Here is a 17,458-nt window from a genome sequence, read left to right as displayed (position 1 = left end):
CCGGAATACATTGCTCAATGACATAAGGGCATCCGTAAAGGAGTCATTGAATGGAAACCAGCAAGGGCATCCTGATTACATTGACCGAGAAAACCGGCCAGATCTACCGTGCGGTAGAGATCGATTTCGTGACGCGTATGGTTGGCTTCGTCGATGACGACCCTGACAACGAGTTCCGCGACTCGATCATCTCGTCCTACAGCGTGCGTGTCTTCAGGACGACGCCAGGAGGGCCGTTCGACAAGGTTTCGGCGCATGGCGATATCGATGGTGATCACGATGTGGACGCCGATGACAGGCAGGCGTTGATTGACCTCGCCATCGCAGCGAGCAAGATTCCGGCGCCGACCTGACCGGGAACCGAACGCGGGTCTGAACCTATCAGCCGCTTCCCCTGACCCGATATGAAAACAATAGGTGTCGGGGCCGACTTCGCCAGGCGAAAAACCTGATTGAGATGATGCTGCTTCTACGCACGGGCCTGGTGGCGCTGTTGCTGGGCTCATTGAGTGTGGCGCCACAGGTTGGCGCAGCCCCCGAATCGCTGCACGTGCTCGGGCGCTCCCATGTGGATGACTATTCAGTGTCCCTGGATGAGGCCGACCGGGTCTGGTTACGGCAGAAGGGCAGGTTGTGGGTCGGCGCCTCGGCACCAGATTACTCACCGTTCAGCATCACCGGTAATGGCAACGATTATGAGGGGCTGACCGCCGACTATGTCCAGTTGCTCGGGCAGTTGCTGCAGGTCGAGGTGCAAGTGCGGCGGTACCCGTCCCGTACCGAATCGCTCCAGGCGCTGCACAGCGGTGAGATCGACTTGCTGGGTACCGCCAACGGCTTCGAAGCCGATGACCCGGAATTGATCATGTCCCAGGCGTACGCCGATGACTTGCCCACCCTCGTGGCGCGCATTGATGACAGCCAGGACTTGCCCCCGGACCTGGCGGGCAAACGGTTGGCGATGCTGTACCACTATTTGCCGCCGGCCAAGGTCGAGGCGTTCTATCCCGATGCCACCTTGCAGTTGTATCCCTCGACCTTGAGTGCCATTGGCGCAGTGGCGTTCGGTCAGGCCGATGCCTACCTGGGGGATTCGATCAGTGCCAACTACCTGATCAGCAAGAACTACCTGAACAATATCCAACTGGCGGATTTTTCCCGCATGGAGGTGCAGCCGTTCGCCTTCGCGATCAAACGTGACAATCCGCGCTTGTTGCGCATCGTCGATGCCGCCCTGCAAGCAATCCCTACCGGTGAACGCATGAGCATCCTGCGGCGCTGGAGTGCTGGTGGCGCCAGCATGCCGGGGCAGCAGGCGCTGCATTTCAGCGTCAATGAACAGCGTTGGCTGGATGCGCATCCGCGGATCACGGTGGCCGTCAACGAACATTTCCCGCCGCTGACGTTCGTCGATGACCAGGACCATGTTCGCGGTATCAGCGCCGATGTGCTGGCCAGGATCAGCTTGCGTACCGGCCTGAAGTTCAACCTCCAGCGGGGCAGTTCGCTTGATGGCCTGATCGAGCAGGTCAGGAGCGGCCAGGCCGATGTCCTGGCGGCGGCGCCGGTGACCCCTGAGTTCGAGGATGCCTTGCGCTTTACCCGACCGTACCTGAGCACGCCATTCGTGTTGGTGACGCCGCGCCAGGCCAAGGTCCCTCTGACCCTGGACCAGATGGACGACAAGCGACTGGCGCTGGCGCGGAGCAATGTGTTGCGTGAGTACCTGCTGGAGCAGTACCCCCGCGTGCAGTGGGTTCCGGCGCAAGACACCGCCGATGTCATGGCCATGGTCGCCGCCGGCACGGTGGACGGCGCGGTCAATTCGCTGATCAGCGCCCGTTACCTGATTTCGCGGCAGTACCGTGACAGGCTGCAGATCACCAGCACCGTGGGCACCTTGCCGGCGCGTGTGGCCCTGGCGACCCGGCGGGATGCACTGGAGCTGCATTCGATTCTGGACAAGGCACTGCTGAGCATCTCCCCCGAAGAAATGGACGAGCTGACCAATCGCTGGCGCAGTGAAGTGGTGATCGACGACAGCTACTGGCTGCGTAACCGCACCACCATCATCCAGGGGTTTACCATCGCCGCGCTGTCGCTGCTGCTGACCCTGGGCTGGGTCGTTTACTTGCGTCGGCTGCTGGAGCAGCTACGTGTCGCCAAGGAAAGCGCCGACGACGCCAATCGGGCCAAGACCACCTTCGTGGCGACCATGAGCCACGAAATCCGCACGCCGATGAATGCGTTGATCGGCATGTTGGAACTGGCCCTGAAAAAAGCCGACCAGGGCATCGTGGACCGGGTTGCCATCGAAGTCGCTTCCGACGCGGCCCAGGGGTTGCTCGGTTTGATCGGTGACATCCTGGACATTGCTCGTATCGAGTCGGGGCGATTGTCCCTGGCACCGGAGCGGGCCAACCTGGCGCAGTTGGTCGAGTCTGTGGCGCGGATGTTCGAAGGTCTGGCCCGGCAGAAACACCTGAGCCTGCAACTGGATCTGGACGCGGCGATTGATAAGGATGTCCTGATCGATCCCTTGCGCTTCAAGCAGATCGTGTCGAACCTGCTGAGCAACGCGATCAAATTCACCGATCAAGGCCAGGTACGCCTGAGCGCGCAAGCTGTCCCGGGCCCTGACGACAACCGCCTGGGCATTCGCCTGCGGGTCGAAGACACCGGCAGCGGGATTTCCCTGCAGGACCAGCAACGCCTGTTCAGCCCCTTCATCCAAGCCGACAATAATCGCCAGTCCGCGCGAAGCGGTTCCGGGCTGGGGCTGGTGATCAGCCGCACCCTGTGCGAAATGATGGGTGGCACCCTGGCGTTGAGCAGTGTGCCAGGGGCGGGCACGCAGATCGAGATCCTGCTGCGCCTGCCCGTGCTCGACGCCCAGGTGCAAGCACAAGCACCAGCGGCCGAGGTCGAGGCGCCGGTGCCGGCCCAGGCCCTGGACGTCCTGGTGATCGATGACCATCCGGCCAATCGCCTGCTGTTGTCCCGACAGCTGAGCTACCTGGGGCACCGGGTCCAGGAGGCCGGGGACGGTGTGCAGGGATTGCAGGCCTGGCGCGCGGCACATTTCGATGCGGTGATCACCGACTGCAACATGCCATTGATGAGCGGCTATGAACTGGCTCGTACCATTCGCGACGAAGAGCGGGCCCAAGGGCTGTCGCGGGGGGTGATCCTTGGGTTCACGGCCAATGCCCAGCCCGAGGAAAAGGATCGCTGCATCGACGCCGGAATGGACGACTGCTTGTTCAAGCCTATCGGCCTCAAGGAGCTGCAGGCACGCCTGGGGTCGCTCAGCGCGCCGCCTGACGAGGAGAGCGCCGTTGCGTCGACCGGCAATTTCGACCTGACCAGCCTCGAACAACTGACCGGGGGCGACACCGTCTCGATCAAAAAGCTGCTGAACGAACTGGTTAACGCCAATGCTGGCGACAAGGTGCGACTCATCGACATGTTCACCCGACACGATGTATCCGGACTCGCGGACCTGGCGCACCGGATCAAGGGCGGTGCGCGGATCATCCAGGCGCAAGGCCTGGTCGCTGCCTGTGAGGCGCTGGAAAACGCCTGCCGAAGCGCCGACGGCGTGTCGCTTGCCAACGCGGTGGGTGACCTGCGCCAGGCCATGGATCTGCTCACCGAACAATTGGAGAGCCATGTGACGAGGGCGCTTGCTTCCCCTGACCACCCACGGGAATGACTTCCTACAACCGAGTGTCGAGGAGGGCTTTTTCCGACTGTTTTTAGGACTCGTCCTACAGCGCCCCTCAAAAGCTTCCTCTAGCCTGAGGCCCCTTAACGTTTACGAGTCGGTTCACACCCGTCGCGTTGTCATTGGGATGCCCGTCATGCCGAATAAAGCACTACGTATCATGATTGCCGATACAGACCATTCTCATCGAATGAAGCTTGAGTATCTGTTCAACCAACAGGGCTATTTCCGGATTGCGCCCGTGAGCAGTGCGCAGGAGCTGATGACCTTGATGGCGTTCGGCATCGAGCCGTTCGACCTGCTGGTCGTCGATGCCTGCCTGGCGGAAGGGGCTCTGGACCTGCTGGGTTTCTTCCTCGATAACCCGCAGGTGCGCCATGGAATGATCTACAACGCGCAGCAGGCCGGCCTCCTGTCGGTCCCTGTCGCGCGGCGAGCAAGCGTGCAATTGCATCCTGCGCCGATGCCTGATCTCGCGGCCCTGGCGCGCCTGATGACACGGGTCGATCCGGCGGAGTGTGAGGTGCCCCGTCCCTGGAGTCGTCCCCTCAGGCACAGCCACGGCGGTTGATCCTGACCATTGGTCGGCACTGTCAGACCTGACAGGTGGCCCGGCCTGTCGCTTGTGCAAGAGTCCGCTGCAGCATGGCATCGGCGTTGTTTGTATTCATCTGGGGAGTTGCCTTGAAAGACGTGTTGATCGTGGATGACCACCCTGTCATACGGGGGGCATTGCGGCTGATTTGCCAGAACGAAGGGTTTACCCAGATCAGGGACGCCAATGGCGTGCTCGATGCCAGGGCCCTGATCAAGGAGCGTACGCCGGAGCTGGTGATCCTGGATCTGGTGATGAACGGTTTCGATGGCCTGGACTTGCTGGTCTGGATCATGGCCCAGCACCCCGAGTGCGGCGTGCTGGTGTTTACGTCCCAGGATGCGCAACACTTCTGCAACCGCTGCATCTCGGCTGGGGCCAGGGGCTTCGTGACCAAGAAAAGCGACCTGAAGGAGCTGACCAAGGCCATTCATGCCTTGAAGTCCGGTTATTCCTATTTTCCCCAGATGCCCGTCAGGCTGGATTTCCAGCAGCGCACCGAACAGCAGGCCCTGGAAAGCCTTTCAACCCGCGAATTATCCATCCTGCGAATGCTGTCCATGGGCATGCGTGGCAAGGATGTCGCCGAATCCCTGTACCTGAGCCCGAAAACCGTGAGTACCTACAAGACCCGGCTGCTGGAAAAGCTTGGCCTGAAGACCCTGGTGGGCTTGTCGGATTTCGCCAAGCGCAATCACCTCTGAGCCTTGGTTTCTCCCTGTGGGAGCGAGCCTGCTCGCGATGAACGATAATGCGGTCCGCGAATAGACCGTGCTGACCGCATCGCGAGCAGGCTCGCTCCCACATGAAGCTGCGCTACGCCATATCACTCTGGCTGAATTCCTCGGCCAGAAAATCGATCAACGTCCGCACCGACGGCAACAACCCGCGGCGTGACGCGAAGATCGCGTGGACGATCCCGCATTTCGGTGCCCAGCCCGGTACCAACTCCACCAGTTGCCCAGCCGCCAGGTCATCGCGGACCAGCACGTGGGGCAGGTGGGCAATGCCGATTCCCGCCAGGGCCGCCTGGCGCAGGACCAGCAAATCGTCGGTGACCATGCGTGGCGCGTGGCGGATCAGCGCGCTGGCGCCGTCCGGCCCCGACAACTCCCATTGATATTCCCGTTGCGCCGCCCCCCAGTGCAGGCTGGGCAAACCGTTGAGATCGGCCGGGGACGCTGGGGAGGACAGGCGCTCCCGAAAAATCGGGCTGCCCACCAGGCATTGGGTGCTCTTGCCCAGCACTTTCATCACCATGTCGGTGTCCTCCAGCGGCGGGAAGCGCACCCGCAAGGCGATATCGAACCCTTCGTGAATCAGGTCGACCCGGCGGTTAGTGCTCTCGATGAACAACTCCACCCGTGGGTAACGGATCATGTAGCGGGTCAGCATCGGTCCGACCCAGCTGTTGAGCAACGCCGTCGGACAACTGATGCGCACCAGCCCCTGGGGTTCGGAGCGGTTGCGTTCGATTACTTCGGCGGCGCTCTCGGCCTCGACCCGCATCGCCAGGCAACGTTGGTAATAGGCCTGACCGATTTCCGTCAACGAACAATGCCGGCTGGTGCGATGGATCAGCCGCACGCCCAGGCGCTCCTCCAGTTGTGCGATGCGTCGGCTGAGCTTGGACTTGGGCATGTCCAGCGCCCGGCCGGCAGCAGCGAAGCCGTGGTGTTCGACCACCTGGGTGAAGTAATAAAGCGTGTTCAGGTCTTCGATGATCGTTCTCCAGATAGAACGCTAAAGCCGATTTTTGCAGTCTAGTGCACCAAAGGTCTCAGTTTTAATCTGTACCCATCGAATCGCAACACCTGATTGGGAGACGCAGCATGAAAAAGCTCATTGGCCTCTACACCAGCCCGCGGCCCCATTGGGTCGGCGACGGCTTCCCGGTACGCACGCTGTTTTCCTACGACAATCTGGGCAAGCACATCAGCCCGTTCCTGCTGCTGGACCACGCGGCCCCAAACGAATTCACCCCCACCACTGAGCGTCGCGGTGTCGGCCAGCACCCGCATCGGGGCTTCGAAACTGTGACCATCGTTTACCAGGGCGAATTGGAACACCGGGATTCCACCGGCAGCGGCGGCAAAATCGGTCCGGGCGACGTGCAATGGATGACCGCCGCTTCCGGGATCATCCATGAAGAGTTTCATTCCGAAGCCTTCGCCCGCCAGGGTGGGTTCATGGAAATGGTTCAGCTATGGGTCAACTTGCCCGCCAAGGACAAGATGGCCCCGGCCGGCTACCAGACGCTGCTCAAGAATGACATTCCGAACATTGAACTGAAGGACGACGCCGGCAGACTGCGCCTGATCGCCGGGACCTTCGAGGGGCAACAAGGCCCGGCGAAGACCTTCACACCCATCGATGTCTGGGATATCCGCTTGAACGCCGGCAAGAGCCTGACCCTCGACCTGCACGAAGGCCGCAACACGGCCCTGGTGGTGTTGCATGGCACAGTCCAGGCCAACGGCCGCGAGCGGATCGAGGCCGGGCAACTGGCGCTGTTCGACCGGGCCGGCGACCAGTTGACCCTGCACGCCAATAACGACGCAGTGGTGCTGTTGCTCAGCGGCGAGCCCATCGACGAACCCATCGTCGGCCATGGCCCGTTCGTGATGAACAGCGAGCAGGAAATCCACCAGGCCTTCAACGATTTCCACTCCGGGCGGTTTGGCCAGATGGACGCTTGATTGCTGTTCCCTGTGGAAGCGAGCCTGCTCGCGATAGCGGTCCGCCAGTTGCTGAAGCGTTGACGGATCAACCGACATCGCGAGCAGGCTCGCTCCTACATGGGGTGTGCTGATTCCACGGCGTGTTCATCTGTGCCAATCTTCTCGCCAATGGCCTTCCTGGAGCTGTCCCATGCTGTCTCTGATCACCAATCACCCGCTGCTCTGCGCCCTGGTGCTGCTTGTGCTCGACATGCTGTTGTGGCGACTGGTCAATGCGCAGCGGTCCTATTGGAAAATAGGCGGGCGGCTGGTGATTTTTTCATTGTTCAGCATGCTGCTGTTCAATGAAGGCCTCAACCCCATGGAGCCGGCACAGTGGGTCGATGATGTACCGCGGCACCTGGCGGCCACCGGTTTGCAGATCGCCTGGTGGCTGTTCGCTGCACGGACCCTGACGGTGCTGATCGGCGCGGCGATGATGCAACGGGTCGGTCATACCGGGCGGCTGTTGCAGGATCTGCTCGGTGCGGTGATCTTCCTGATCGCCGTGATTGCCGCGCTGGCCTATGTCCTGGATCTGCCGGTCAAGGGGGTGCTGGCGACGTCCGGCGCGATGGCGATCATCGTCGGCCTGGCCTTGCAAAGCACCCTCAGCGACGTGTTCTCCGGCATCGTGCTTAACACCACCAAGCCTTATCAGCTCGATGACTGGATCTCCATCGACGGCACCGAGGGCCGGGTCACCGACATCGACTGGCGTGCCACGCGTTTGCAGACCGCCCAGGGCAGCATGGCGGTGATTCCCAACTCGTTGGCGGCCAAGGCCAAGGTCATCAACTTCAGCCGGCCCAGCGATGTGCACGGGTTGGCCATCAGCGTTCAGATCAGCCCCCACGCCCGGCCACAGAAAGTGATCGAGGCGCTGGAGCGCGCCATGATCGGCTGCCGCGCCTTGCTCGCTGTCCCGGCCCCTTGCGTAACGCTGAAAAGTTCCAGCAGCGCCGGGGCGGAATATGAAATCAGCGGTTTCGTTGCCACGCGAGCCCAGAAGCGCGAGGTCCGCAATCAACTGTTCGACCTGGCGTTCCGGCACCTGCGGGCGTCGGGGATCAGTCTCCTGTCCGACAGCGAAAGCGCCTCGGCCAGCGGTTCGTCACGACCCCGGGCGTTGCTGGACAGCTCGAGTATTTTCTCGACGTTGCGCCAGGAAGAGAAAGAGACCTTCAGCCAGAACATGACCCTGCAGACCTTTCGCGCGGGGGAGATGATTCTGCCGGCCGGCGAGGTCAGCGATCATTTGTTCATCATCGAGTCCGGCGTGGTCAGCGTGACCATGGTGCGCAACGGCCAAGTGTTCGAAGGTGGGCGCATGGGGCCGGGGGAAGTGATTGGCGAAGCCGGCATCATTTCCGACCTGGCCGCGCTGGCAAACTTTTCGGCCAAGACGTTCTGCACCCTTTATCGCATCGAGAAGGACTACCTCAAGCCTTGCCTCGACGCCCGTCACGACATCAACGACGCCATGAAGAACCTGTTGGATGTACGGATGAACCTCGCCCAGAACCTGATCCGCGAAGCTCCCAAGCCGGTGGCCAAGAAACGCTTCCTGCACTGGTTGCGCAGCCGGGCCTGAGCAACCTGCCCATTGGTCACTCGAACTTCCCAATAATTGGCTATTTGTACCGCGCCAGCCTGGGGCTAACGTAGCGCCACACCCCATTGTTCTGGAGCACACCATGCAACCGCGTATCGATTTCTACACTGCTTCCCCCGACGCCTTCAAAGCCATGCTGGCCCTGGAGAACGCTGTCATGAAACTGGGCCTGGAGAAGTCCCTGCTCGAACTGGTCAAGCTGCGTTCCTCACAAATCAACGGCTGTGCCTTCTGCATCGACATGCACACCGCCGATGCCCGCAAGGACGGCGAGACGGAGCGTCGGCTGTACGCCGTGACCGCCTGGCGCGAAGCTCCGTTCTTCACCCCTCGCGAGCGCGCCGCGCTGGCCTGGACCGAAGCCCTGACCCGCCTGAGCGACACCCATGCGCCGGACGCCGACTATGAACTGCTGAACGAGCATTTCAACCCCAAGGAAATGGTCGACCTGACCGTCGCCATCAACGCCATCAACGGCTGGAACCGCCTGGCAGTGGGCTTCCGTAAGATGCCCGAGGCGTGAAGCGTCCATAGACGCTCGAAATACCTTTGGGAGCCTGCTTGCTCGCGAAAGTGAAGTGTCTGTTACAAAGATGTTGAATGTGCAGCCGTCTTCGCCGGCAAGCCCGGCTTCCACAGGGGCAGGTGGCGTATGCAGATGCCGCGTACACCCGAATCCAAGGTGGGAGCGAGCCTGCTTGCGAAGGCGTTGCATCAGTCGACTTCGATAGCGGTTGATACCACGCCTTCCGGGGGGCGAGCAGCACGAGCCTATCTGCACCGGACAGCGCGCGACATTGCAGTGGGTGGCCATCGGGGCGAAGACCGACGGGGCGCCACAAAGGCTTCGGTGACATTCAGACTTTCAGGATCTTTCCACTGGCCGCTACTCCCACCAGCGATAACGCCAACAGTCCGAAGGCCACGCTCAGGCTGCTGCCATGGGCAATAAACCCGATCAGCGCCGGACCGGCGAGGATGCCGGCGTAGCCGATGGTGGTGATGGCCGGCACGGCAATCGCTTCGGGCATCAAGGTCTGCTTGCCGACGGCGGTGTACAACACCGGCACGATGTTCGAACAGCCAGCTCCCACCAACGCGCAACCCAACAGCGCCGCCTGCCACATCGGCGCCAGGGTGGCCAGCAGGAAACCGAGTGCGGCCGTGGTGCCGCCATAGATGATCACCCGTCGGGCGCCCAGGCGATGCACCACCGCATCGCCGGTCAGGCGGCCGACGGTCATGGTCAGCGCGAATGCGGCATAACCCAGCCCGGCGTAGGCGGTCTCGACCCCGCGCTCGGAGGCGAGGAACACTGCGCTCCAGTCCAGCACCGCCCCTTCGGCGAGGAACACGATGAAGCACAGGATGCCGATAAACAACACCACGCCGTGGGGAACGGCGAACGCCGGGCCCGAGCTTTCACTGCCGTAAGGCAGCAAGTGCGGCGCCGCCTTGAACAGCGCCACCAGCAGCAGCCCGTTGACCACCAGCGTCGCGCCCAGTGGCGACAGCCCGAGGCCGAGCAAGGCGCTGACGCCGGCCGCGCCAATGATCCCGCCGAGGCTGAACATGCCATGGAAGCCCGACATCATGGTCTTGCCACTGGCCCGCTCGACGATCACCGCTTGCAGGTTCACGGTCGAGTCCACCGTACCGAGCCCGGCGCCGAACAGGAACAACGCGGCCACCAGCCAGGGAAACGTGCTCATCGTCGCCAGCAAAGGCAACGCCAGGCAGATCAGGAGTGTGCCACCGCTCAACACCCGCCGGCAGCCAAGCCGCGCCGCCAGTGCGCCGGAAATCGGCATCGCCAGGATCGACCCTACCCCCAGGCACAACAGCAGCAGGCCGAGGGTGCCTTCATCCAGGTTCGCCCGCACCTTGGCGTAAGGCACCAGTGGCGCCCAGGCGGCAATGCCGACGCCGGCGATGAGATAGGCGATGCGGGTGGACATCTGTTCCAGGCGTCCGGGAACAAACGTGGGTGGGGGCGTGATGGCAGTCATGAATCGTCCTTGGTTTTGCGATGCTGTGATGCAGGTGGGAACCCTATGCTGGCATATCCACTGACCTCACGGCGACCTCTAGGTGCCGACCGAGGGTGCTGCATCGCGAGCAAGCTTTGCTCCCACGGGCCAGGGCAGCATACAGTGGCGCCCTTGCTGGCTGATTCCGGACCCGATTCATGACGCAGTTCTATGATGCACGCGGCAATATCTATGGTGTCGTTTCACCGCAACAGGTCCGTGCCCAAGGTGTGGACCTGCCGCCATCGGCGGCCCAGGCGGCACAGGCCCGTGAGTCCTGGGCAGCGGCTGCGGTGCGTGGGTTTTGCGCCTGGGCGCCGGGTGAGCAGCCTCCGGGCGCCAAGGCTCATCGCTGCGACGGTCTGCTGATCGGGCCGTTCCAGGATGAACCACCCTTTGACCTGTTGATCGTCAACACCGACGGTACCCTGGCCGAGCGCAGTGGCAACGGCTTGACGATTTTCTCCCATGCCCTGCAGGCGCAAGGCTTGATGCCGGGAGAGGACGACTGTGTGTTGCAGGTTCATCACGACAAACACGAAGGCTCGTCGCCGCTGCAAACGTCGGTTCGGGCCGCTGAGTTCGAAGGCACGCAGGGCTTCTGGCTGAACCTGGGACAGCCGCTGTTCGGGCCGCTGGCCGTCGCTGCCCAAACAACGGAAAGCGTGCGCTTCAATCAGCGTGAAGTCAGCCGAGTGGCGGGGCTTCATGCGTTGAACCCGGCATGGGGCAACAGTCAGTTCGTGAGCATGGGCAATCCCCATTGCGTGACGTTGGTGGACAGCGCCGAAGCGCTGCCGAGCAACGCGCAGATGCGCGCCCCGGCACTTTCCCAAAGCTTGACCCGCATCGCTTATGCCATGCCTGGTGGTGCCGGAGTTCCATGCCCGGCGGGGGTGAACCTGCAATGGGCTTGGCTCGAGTCCGAAGGACGGATCGCCGCCCGCGTGTTTGAGCGGGGCGAAGGACCGACCGCTTCTTCCGGCACCAGCGCCAGTGCCGTGGCCAGCGCCGCGTGGCGGGTGGGTTGGGTGAAAGCAGGGCCGGTGAGTGTGGTGATGCCGGGGGGGACGGCGCCGATCTTGCTGACAGAGGTGGGCGGGGAGCTGGTGCGGGTCAGTTTGTTTGGGACGGCGCGGCTTCTTTAGCGTCCTGCGGTGCGGCTGATGACGCTATCGCGAGCAGGCTCGCTCCCACAGGGGGATGCGGCGGACACAAAAGGTATGGCCGCTGAAGATCCAATGTGGGAGCGAGTCTGCTCGCGACAGCGTCGGGCCAGCAGCCTCACGGTCAACGGACAGCCCGCTATCGTCGGATCGCTCAGCCCAATTGCGGCCCAAACTCCACCACCGGCATCTGTCGCTTCATCAGCACTTCACCGTTGCGAATCGAGTAGAGCGGCAGCCCCTGGCTGCGGATCACTTCGTAGTCGCTGTCCGCCGACAGGATCAACAGGTTCGCCGGGCGGCCGGGTTCCAGCCCGTAGCGTTCGCCCAGGGCCATGGCCTTGGCACTGTTGTCGGTGACCAGGTCGAGGGCGCTTTGCAGGTTGCGATAGCCAAGCATGTGGCAGATGTGCAAGCCGGCTTCGAGTACCCGCAGGATGTTGCCGTTGCCCAGGGGATACCACGGGTCGACGATGGAGTCCTGGCCGAAACACACGTTCATCCCGGCTTCCAGCAGTTCATTGACCCGGGTGACGCCGCGGCGTTTGGGGAAGGTGTCGAAGCGTCCCTGCAAGTGGATGCTTTCGGTGGGGCAGGAGACGAAGCTGATGCCCGAGTGCCCCAGCAGGCGAAACAGTTTGGCGCAGTAGGCGTTGTCGTAGGAACCCATGGCCGTGGTGTGGCTGGCGGTGACCCGGGCACCCATGTCGCGGCTGCGGGCTTCTTCGGCCAACACTTCAAGGAAGCGTGAATGCGGGTCGTCGGTTTCGTCGCAATGCACGTCCACCAGGCAGCCGGTGCGTTCGGCCAGGTCCATCAGGAATTTCACCGAGCTGACACCCTGGTCGCGGGTGTATTCGAAGTGCGGAATACCGCCCACCACGTCGGCGCCCATGCGAATGGCTTCTTCCATCAGCTCGCGGCCGTTGCGGTAGGACTCGATGCCTTCCTGGGGAAACGCGACGATCTGCATGTCGATCAGATGACGGTTTTGCTCGCGCACTTCCAGCATGGCCTTGAGGGCGGTGAGTGCAGGGTCGGTGACGTCGACGTGGGTGCGCACGTGCTGGATGCCATGGGCGGCGAGGGCCTGGATGGTTTTCGTCGCGCGGGTCCGGGTGTCTTCTTCGGTGATGGTGGCCTTGCGCTCACCCCAGCACTCGATGCCTTCGAACAAGGTGCCGCTCATGTTCCAGCGCGGCTCGCCGGCGGTAAGGGTAGCGTCCAGGTGAATGTGCGGCTCGACGAAAGGGGGTACCACCAGGTTGCCGCCGGCATCGAGGTCCTGCGGGCCGAGGCTGGGGGCTTCGGTCTGGCGGGCGATGCTGGCAATCAGGCCGTTTTCCAGGTGCAGTTCATGCAAACCTTCGCGGTTGCGCAGGCGGGCGTTGATGATGTGCATCGGGCGAATCCTTTTTATAGGTCTTGGAGTGGCGCGTTGGTGGTCCGGGTACCCATGACGCCGATCAATAGCACATACGTTAGCGCGCCAGTGGCGATTCCTACCAGCGGTGCCACCCAGGGCGAATTGAACGCCGCGACGGTGCCGAGCCCATAAGCCAGCAACCCCGGCCAGTTGAAGGCGGGCAGCCGTGCATCGGCCAGGCGTGGATAACGCCCGCGCCAGCGGAAGAAGAAATCCGCCATGATCACGCCGCCAATGGGCGGGATCACCGTACCCAGCAGGATCAGGTACGGTACCAGCATGTCGTACATGCCCAGCAGCGCCAGCAGGGTGCCGATCATGGCGCCGCCCAGGGTGACGGTCTTGCGCCGCCGGGTGCGCAGCAGGTTGCAACCGGCCACGGCGAAGTTGTAGATGGTGTTGTCCTGGGTGCTCCAGATGTTGAGCAGCAGCATCGCCATCGCCGCCATGGCGAAGCCCTGCAACAGCAGCACTTCAACCACGTCCGGCTGCTGGTAGACGATGGCCCCGTAAGCGCCAATCAACACCATCAGGCCATTGCCGAGAAAGAAACCCATCAGGCTCGCCAGCACCGCGACTTTCGCCGAGCGGGAAAACCGAGTCCAGTTGGTCGCCTGGGTGGCACCGCTGACGAAGGTGCCGAACACCAGCGTGATGGCGGTGGACCCATCGAGGCTGCCCGTGGGCACCACCGCCAACAGGCCCTCCAGACCACCGACTTTCACCGTCGCGACCCACATTGACAGCATTAGCAGCAACATCATGGCCGGCACGGCGATGTACGAAAGGATCTCCAACCCGCGATAACCGACGTAGGCCGTGGCGCAGAACCCCAGGCCGAACAGCACCATCAGCCCCAGCACGGCGCCTTCGCTCAACCCGAAGTATTTACCCAGCACCACCGCGGCGGTCGCCGTGCCCCAGGCGTACCAGCCGATCTGGGTGAGCCCCAGGATCAGGTCGCTGAGCTTGCTGCCGACCTCACCAAAACAGAACCGGCCCATCAGCACCGAATTGAGCCCGCTCTTGAACGCGATGTAACCCAGTCCCGCGGCATAGAGCCCCAGCAGCAGGTTGCCGATCACGATCACGGTGAGCATCTCGGCAAAACCGAACGCGACTCCCAACTTGCCGCCGGCAAACATCGTGGCGGTGAAAAAGGTGAAACCCAGCAGCACCATGGCCGTGGAAGCCAGGCCCTTGCGGGCATGCATCGGGACTTCGCTCAACGGGTAATCGTTGCCTGGATCGTTCTGAGTCATGTGGCGGTCCTTGCGCAGGAGGGGAAATGTCGCAAGCGTGCAGCGGTCGTGCCAAGCGAATGATCGCGAGGTTATTTATAGACAATCCGGAGAAATGGGGGCGGGTGGGGAGTGAAAGTGGTGCAGCGGTGATTCAAGTTGGAACACGGTTCGCATTACCCCTGTGGGAGCGAGCCTGCTCGCGATGGCGCCGGATCAGTCACATCCGTTTCAACGGATAGGCCGTCATCGCGAGCAGGCTCGCTCCCACAGGGGATTGGAATACTCAAAGAGGGCGAGGCAACGACAGGAATCGCAAGATCGCCGCCACAATGGCTTCCGGGGCGTCTTCCTGGACCAGATGCCCGGCGTTCGGCACCGGGTGGAATTGCGCGCCTGGAATCAGTGAGTGCAACGCCCGGCCGCGCTCGATGGGGATCCATTGGTCGTCCTCGCCCCACAGTATCTGTGTCGGGCAGCGCACGCTCGAATACAGGCTCTCTGCCTCGCGGGTGTAACGCTCGTCCATTTGCGCAATCTGCCGATAGAACGCGGCCTGGCCGGTCTCGCCGAGCCATGGCTGCACGTAGGGGGCCAGTTCTGCGTCCGGGATGTCCCGCTTGATCGCGCCCCGGATATACGTCGGCACGATGGCGCGCTGAATGTAATCGGGCAGGCCGCTGAAGGCTGCTTCGTGCTGTCGCACATGCTGGACGAAGGGTGAACCCCAGGGCGACAGCGCCACCGGATCGATCAGCGTCAGGCTGCGGTAGTTTTTGCCATTGAGCAGGTGCGTGCGCAGGGCGGTGGCGCCGCCAAAGTCGTGGGCCACCACGTCAGGGCAGTCCAGGCCCCAATGCTCCAGCAGTTGCGCGAGCAGGTGGTTCTGGATGCCGAGGGAGACGTCGGCATCGGGTTGCGCAGATTGGCCATAACCCAACAGGTCAAAATAATGCACCCGATGGGTGGCGCTGAAGAGCGGGGCGATTCGATGCCACACGTAGGACGAAAAGGGCGTGCCATGGACGAATACCAATGGCGGGCCGTCACCGTGGATGGCGTAGCGAATGGCGTGTCCGTTGAAGGTGTATGCCTGATCCAGCGGCCAGTCGGTCATGGTCGATGCTCCACTGAAGGGGGTTCAGGGGATAGAGCATAGGCCAGTGCAGTTTTCCTGGGGAAACACATCTGTGGCGAGGGGATTTATCTGTGGAGAGGGGGGCTATCTGTGGCGAGGGGATTTATCCCCGCTGGCGTGCGCAGCGCGCCCCAAAGATACGAAGCGAATCAACCTGACGCACTGATGTTGGATTTTGGGGCCGCTTCGCGGCCCAGCGGGGATAAATCCCCTCGCCACAAAAGTCTGTTCAAGGTTGGGACTGCGGGTTACTCGCCGTGATAGATGCAACCGCTGGTGCACGTCTCATGGATGCGGATGGCGCTGAGTTCCGGCAGCAATGGCTTGAGCTCGTTCCAGATCCACTTGGCGAGGACTTCGCTGGTGGGGTTTTCCAGGCCAGGAATGTCGTTGAGGTAGTTGTGGTCCAGACGCTCGTAAAGTGGCTTGAAGATCGCCTTGATTTCCGAGAAGTCGCGAATCCAGCCGGTGTGCGGGTCGATGTCGCCGCTCAGGTGAATCGCCACCTTGAACGAGTGGCCGTGCAGGCGGCCGCACTTGTGGCCGTCCGGTACGTGGGGCAGGCGGTGGGCGGATTCGAAGGTGAATTCTTTGAAGATTTCCACAGGTTCAGGCTCTTTAAGGTAGCGGTCGCGAGGCAGGCGGCGGAGTTTATCAGTTTGGCTCCGGCGTTGCGCGCTCATGCTGACTAAAGGGTCAGCAAACGCTCGCCCAGCCCACCGTTGGCCGCCAGCTCAAGGAACTCGTCACCCAGGCGGCGACTCTCGTCCATCGCCGTGCGCCAATAGGTGCGGCGGCTCGCGTCATCGCCCATGAAACGCTTGAAGTCGTTTCGGTCTGGCAGCTTGCCGTAGGGCAGGCGAGCCAGGTACTCACGGGATGGCGCCACCAACAGGACATCCTGCAGGCGCTCAACGTTACCCCGGCGCCATGGCAGGCTTTTGTCGAACCAGCCGGGAATGACCCGGTCGGTGAAATGGGGATACAGCACAATGTCTTCGCCGCTGTAGGGCAGGTCGAGGTGATAGTCCAGCAAGCCGCCGTCGCGGTAGGTACCGGCCCCGGCGCCCGGCAGGTCGCGCACCCCCTCCATTACCATCGGGATCGAGCCCGAGGCCAGCAACGCCTGGCGCAGATTGCCGGCCGCAAGCGGTACGAAGCGTGACGGAAAGTCGTTCAGGGGATGCAGCGGCGGTGCCAGGCGCGGGTCGTGGATGATCAGCCGTTCGAAATGCCGCGACAGCCGCGCGCGGCCCCGCAGGTTGTCGGCAATCACCGACGACAAGCCCAGGCCCAGCCGTCCGCGATGATCCTGCGCGAGCAAGCCGTGGCTTTTGACGACCATGATGTTGAGCCGGTAATGCGGGTTGGCGAGGATCGTCGCGTCGCGGCCTTCGAGCAGGTCGTCGAGCATGCGCTGCGAACTCTGGCTGACCCCGGCCATGGTCACGCCTTTGGCGAAACTTTGGCCGTTGTACAAAGTACCCAGGCGTCGGATGCCTTCGGCGGCATCCGGCAGGCAGGCGCTGGCGAAGCGCCAGGAGCCCACCGAGGCCCCGATCAACGAACGTTCCCGGGGGGCGGCGGGCAGCCATTCGCCAAACAGCGCCAGATCCAGCCCCTGGATGCCCAGGGCCTTGGGGCCACCGGCGGCGCCTGGCAGGATGCCAACGTCGGCCGCCTTGAGACCGGCTTCGCGAATCCGCGCCAGGGCACGGGGGCCGGCCTTGAGGGTGAGGGCGGGAAACTTGATGTGGATGGCGGTCATACCGGTCTCTTGGCGTGGGCAAACGACGGATT

General features: G+C 62.7%; 15 protein-coding genes. 8 read left to right on the top strand and 7 right to left on the bottom strand.

The window, feature by feature from the left end; all coding sequences use genetic code 11:
* Positions 1 to 50: 50 nt before the first annotated feature.
* The 4 genes from FGE05_RS10605 to FGE05_RS10590 all read left to right on the top strand — a co-directional run bounded on the left by FGE05_RS10605 (position 51) and on the right by FGE05_RS10590 (position 5,026).
* Positions 51 to 353 carry a hypothetical protein gene (locus tag FGE05_RS10605; protein WP_139644658.1) on the top strand — a complete coding sequence of 101 codons (303 nt, stop codon included), beginning with the start codon at positions 51 to 53 and terminating at the stop codon, positions 351 to 353.
* 104 nt (positions 354 to 457) lie between these two features.
* The gene (locus FGE05_RS10600; RefSeq protein WP_139644656.1) at positions 458 to 3,715 is read left to right on the top strand and encodes a transporter substrate-binding domain-containing protein; all 3,258 of its coding nucleotides are present in this window, start codon (positions 458 to 460) and stop codon (positions 3,713 to 3,715) included.
* 148 nt (positions 3,716 to 3,863) lie between these two features.
* Entirely contained in the window at positions 3,864 to 4,298 is a 435-nt protein-coding gene (locus FGE05_RS10595; RefSeq protein WP_139644654.1) for a response regulator, read from the top strand.
* Between the two features lie 113 nt (positions 4,299 to 4,411).
* Complete coding sequence (locus FGE05_RS10590) at positions 4,412 to 5,026, top strand: response regulator transcription factor (RefSeq protein ID WP_139644702.1); 615 nt, start codon at positions 4,412 to 4,414, stop codon at positions 5,024 to 5,026.
* Between the two features lie 112 nt (positions 5,027 to 5,138).
* On the opposite strand, the gene FGE05_RS10585 is transcribed toward FGE05_RS10590, so the two are convergent.
* A complete protein-coding gene (locus FGE05_RS10585) occupies positions 5,139 to 6,047 on the bottom strand; it encodes a LysR family transcriptional regulator (RefSeq protein ID WP_175386785.1) in 909 nt (302 codons plus the stop codon).
* Between the two features lie 107 nt (positions 6,048 to 6,154).
* On the opposite strand from FGE05_RS10585, the gene FGE05_RS10580 reads away from it, so the two are divergent.
* The 3 genes from FGE05_RS10580 (at position 6,155) to FGE05_RS10570 (ending at position 9,180) form a co-directional block, all read left to right on the top strand.
* Positions 6,155 to 7,021, top strand: a complete 867-nt coding sequence (locus tag FGE05_RS10580; RefSeq protein ID WP_139644651.1) for a pirin family protein — start codon at positions 6,155 to 6,157, stop codon at positions 7,019 to 7,021.
* A gap of 172 nt (positions 7,022 to 7,193) precedes the next feature.
* A complete protein-coding gene (locus FGE05_RS10575) occupies positions 7,194 to 8,636 on the top strand; it encodes a mechanosensitive ion channel family protein (RefSeq protein WP_139644649.1) in 1,443 nt (480 codons plus the stop codon).
* 103 nt (positions 8,637 to 8,739) lie between these two features.
* The gene (locus FGE05_RS10570; RefSeq protein WP_041020941.1) at positions 8,740 to 9,180 is read left to right on the top strand and encodes a carboxymuconolactone decarboxylase family protein; all 441 of its coding nucleotides are present in this window, start codon (positions 8,740 to 8,742) and stop codon (positions 9,178 to 9,180) included.
* A 334-nt stretch (positions 9,181 to 9,514) separates the two neighbouring features.
* On the opposite strand, the gene FGE05_RS10565 is transcribed toward FGE05_RS10570, so the two are convergent.
* Complete coding sequence (locus tag FGE05_RS10565; RefSeq protein WP_139644647.1) at positions 9,515 to 10,666, bottom strand: MFS transporter; 1,152 nt, start codon at positions 10,664 to 10,666, stop codon at positions 9,515 to 9,517.
* A gap of 179 nt (positions 10,667 to 10,845) precedes the next feature.
* Here FGE05_RS10565 and FGE05_RS10560 point away from each other — a divergent pair, with 179 nt between their 5' ends.
* The gene (locus FGE05_RS10560) at positions 10,846 to 11,835 is read left to right on the top strand and encodes a diaminopimelate epimerase (protein ID WP_139644646.1); all 990 of its coding nucleotides are present in this window, start codon (positions 10,846 to 10,848) and stop codon (positions 11,833 to 11,835) included.
* Between the two features lie 172 nt (positions 11,836 to 12,007).
* Here FGE05_RS10560 and codA read toward each other — a convergent pair whose 3' ends face one another.
* The 5 genes from codA to FGE05_RS10535 form a co-directional block, all read right to left on the bottom strand.
* Positions 12,008 to 13,255, bottom strand: a complete 1,248-nt coding sequence (codA, locus tag FGE05_RS10555; RefSeq protein ID WP_139644645.1) for a cytosine deaminase — start codon at positions 13,253 to 13,255, stop codon at positions 12,008 to 12,010.
* A 14-nt stretch (positions 13,256 to 13,269) separates the two neighbouring features.
* Complete coding sequence (gene codB, locus FGE05_RS10550; RefSeq protein ID WP_139644643.1) at positions 13,270 to 14,541, bottom strand: cytosine permease; 1,272 nt, start codon at positions 14,539 to 14,541, stop codon at positions 13,270 to 13,272.
* Positions 14,542 to 14,806: 265 nt separating this feature from the next.
* Entirely contained in the window at positions 14,807 to 15,637 is an 831-nt protein-coding gene (locus FGE05_RS10545) for an alpha/beta fold hydrolase (RefSeq protein ID WP_139644641.1), read from the bottom strand.
* A 269-nt stretch (positions 15,638 to 15,906) separates the two neighbouring features.
* Positions 15,907 to 16,263 carry a 6-carboxytetrahydropterin synthase QueD gene (queD, locus tag FGE05_RS10540; protein WP_003203918.1) on the bottom strand — a complete coding sequence of 119 codons (357 nt, stop codon included), beginning with the start codon at positions 16,261 to 16,263 and terminating at the stop codon, positions 15,907 to 15,909.
* Between the two features lie 83 nt (positions 16,264 to 16,346).
* Positions 16,347 to 17,426 (bottom strand): patatin-like phospholipase family protein, encoded by a 1,080-nt coding sequence (locus FGE05_RS10535; RefSeq protein WP_139644639.1) that lies wholly within the window; start codon positions 17,424 to 17,426, stop codon positions 16,347 to 16,349.
* Positions 17,427 to 17,458: the final 32 nt, after the last annotated feature.

Source organism: Pseudomonas sp. ICMP22404, from assembly GCF_006227205.1.
GTDB lineage: Bacteria > Pseudomonadota > Gammaproteobacteria > Pseudomonadales > Pseudomonadaceae > Aquipseudomonas.
The sequence above is the reverse complement of the archived record's forward strand: the minus strand, read 5'-3'. Positions and strand labels throughout refer to the sequence as shown.

What these genes read in the sequence shown, in the direction of transcription:
- FGE05_RS10605 (WP_139644658.1), top strand. Translation starts at nt 51, where the DNA reads ATGGAAACCAGCAAGGGCATCCTGATTACATTGACCGAGAAAACCGGC.
- FGE05_RS10600 (WP_139644656.1), top strand. Translation starts at nt 458, where the DNA reads ATGATGCTGCTTCTACGCACGGGCCTGGTGGCGCTGTTGCTGGGCTCA.
- FGE05_RS10595 (WP_139644654.1), top strand. Translation starts at nt 3,864, where the DNA reads ATGCCGAATAAAGCACTACGTATCATGATTGCCGATACAGACCATTCT.
- FGE05_RS10580 (WP_139644651.1), top strand. Translation starts at nt 6,155, where the DNA reads ATGAAAAAGCTCATTGGCCTCTACACCAGCCCGCGGCCCCATTGGGTC.
- FGE05_RS10575 (WP_139644649.1), top strand. Translation starts at nt 7,194, where the DNA reads ATGCTGTCTCTGATCACCAATCACCCGCTGCTCTGCGCCCTGGTGCTG.
- FGE05_RS10570 (WP_041020941.1), top strand. Translation starts at nt 8,740, where the DNA reads ATGCAACCGCGTATCGATTTCTACACTGCTTCCCCCGACGCCTTCAAA.
- FGE05_RS10565 (WP_139644647.1), bottom strand. Translation starts at nt 10,666, where the DNA reads ATGACTGCCATCACGCCCCCACCCACGTTTGTTCCCGGACGCCTGGAA.
- FGE05_RS10560 (WP_139644646.1), top strand. Translation starts at nt 10,846, where the DNA reads ATGACGCAGTTCTATGATGCACGCGGCAATATCTATGGTGTCGTTTCA.
- codA (WP_139644645.1), bottom strand. Translation starts at nt 13,255, where the DNA reads ATGCACATCATCAACGCCCGCCTGCGCAACCGCGAAGGTTTGCATGAA.
- codB (WP_139644643.1), bottom strand. Translation starts at nt 14,541, where the DNA reads ATGACTCAGAACGATCCAGGCAACGATTACCCGTTGAGCGAAGTCCCG.
- FGE05_RS10545 (WP_139644641.1), bottom strand. Translation starts at nt 15,637, where the DNA reads ATGACCGACTGGCCGCTGGATCAGGCATACACCTTCAACGGACACGCC.
- FGE05_RS10535 (WP_139644639.1), bottom strand. Translation starts at nt 17,426, where the DNA reads ATGACCGCCATCCACATCAAGTTTCCCGCCCTCACCCTCAAGGCCGGC.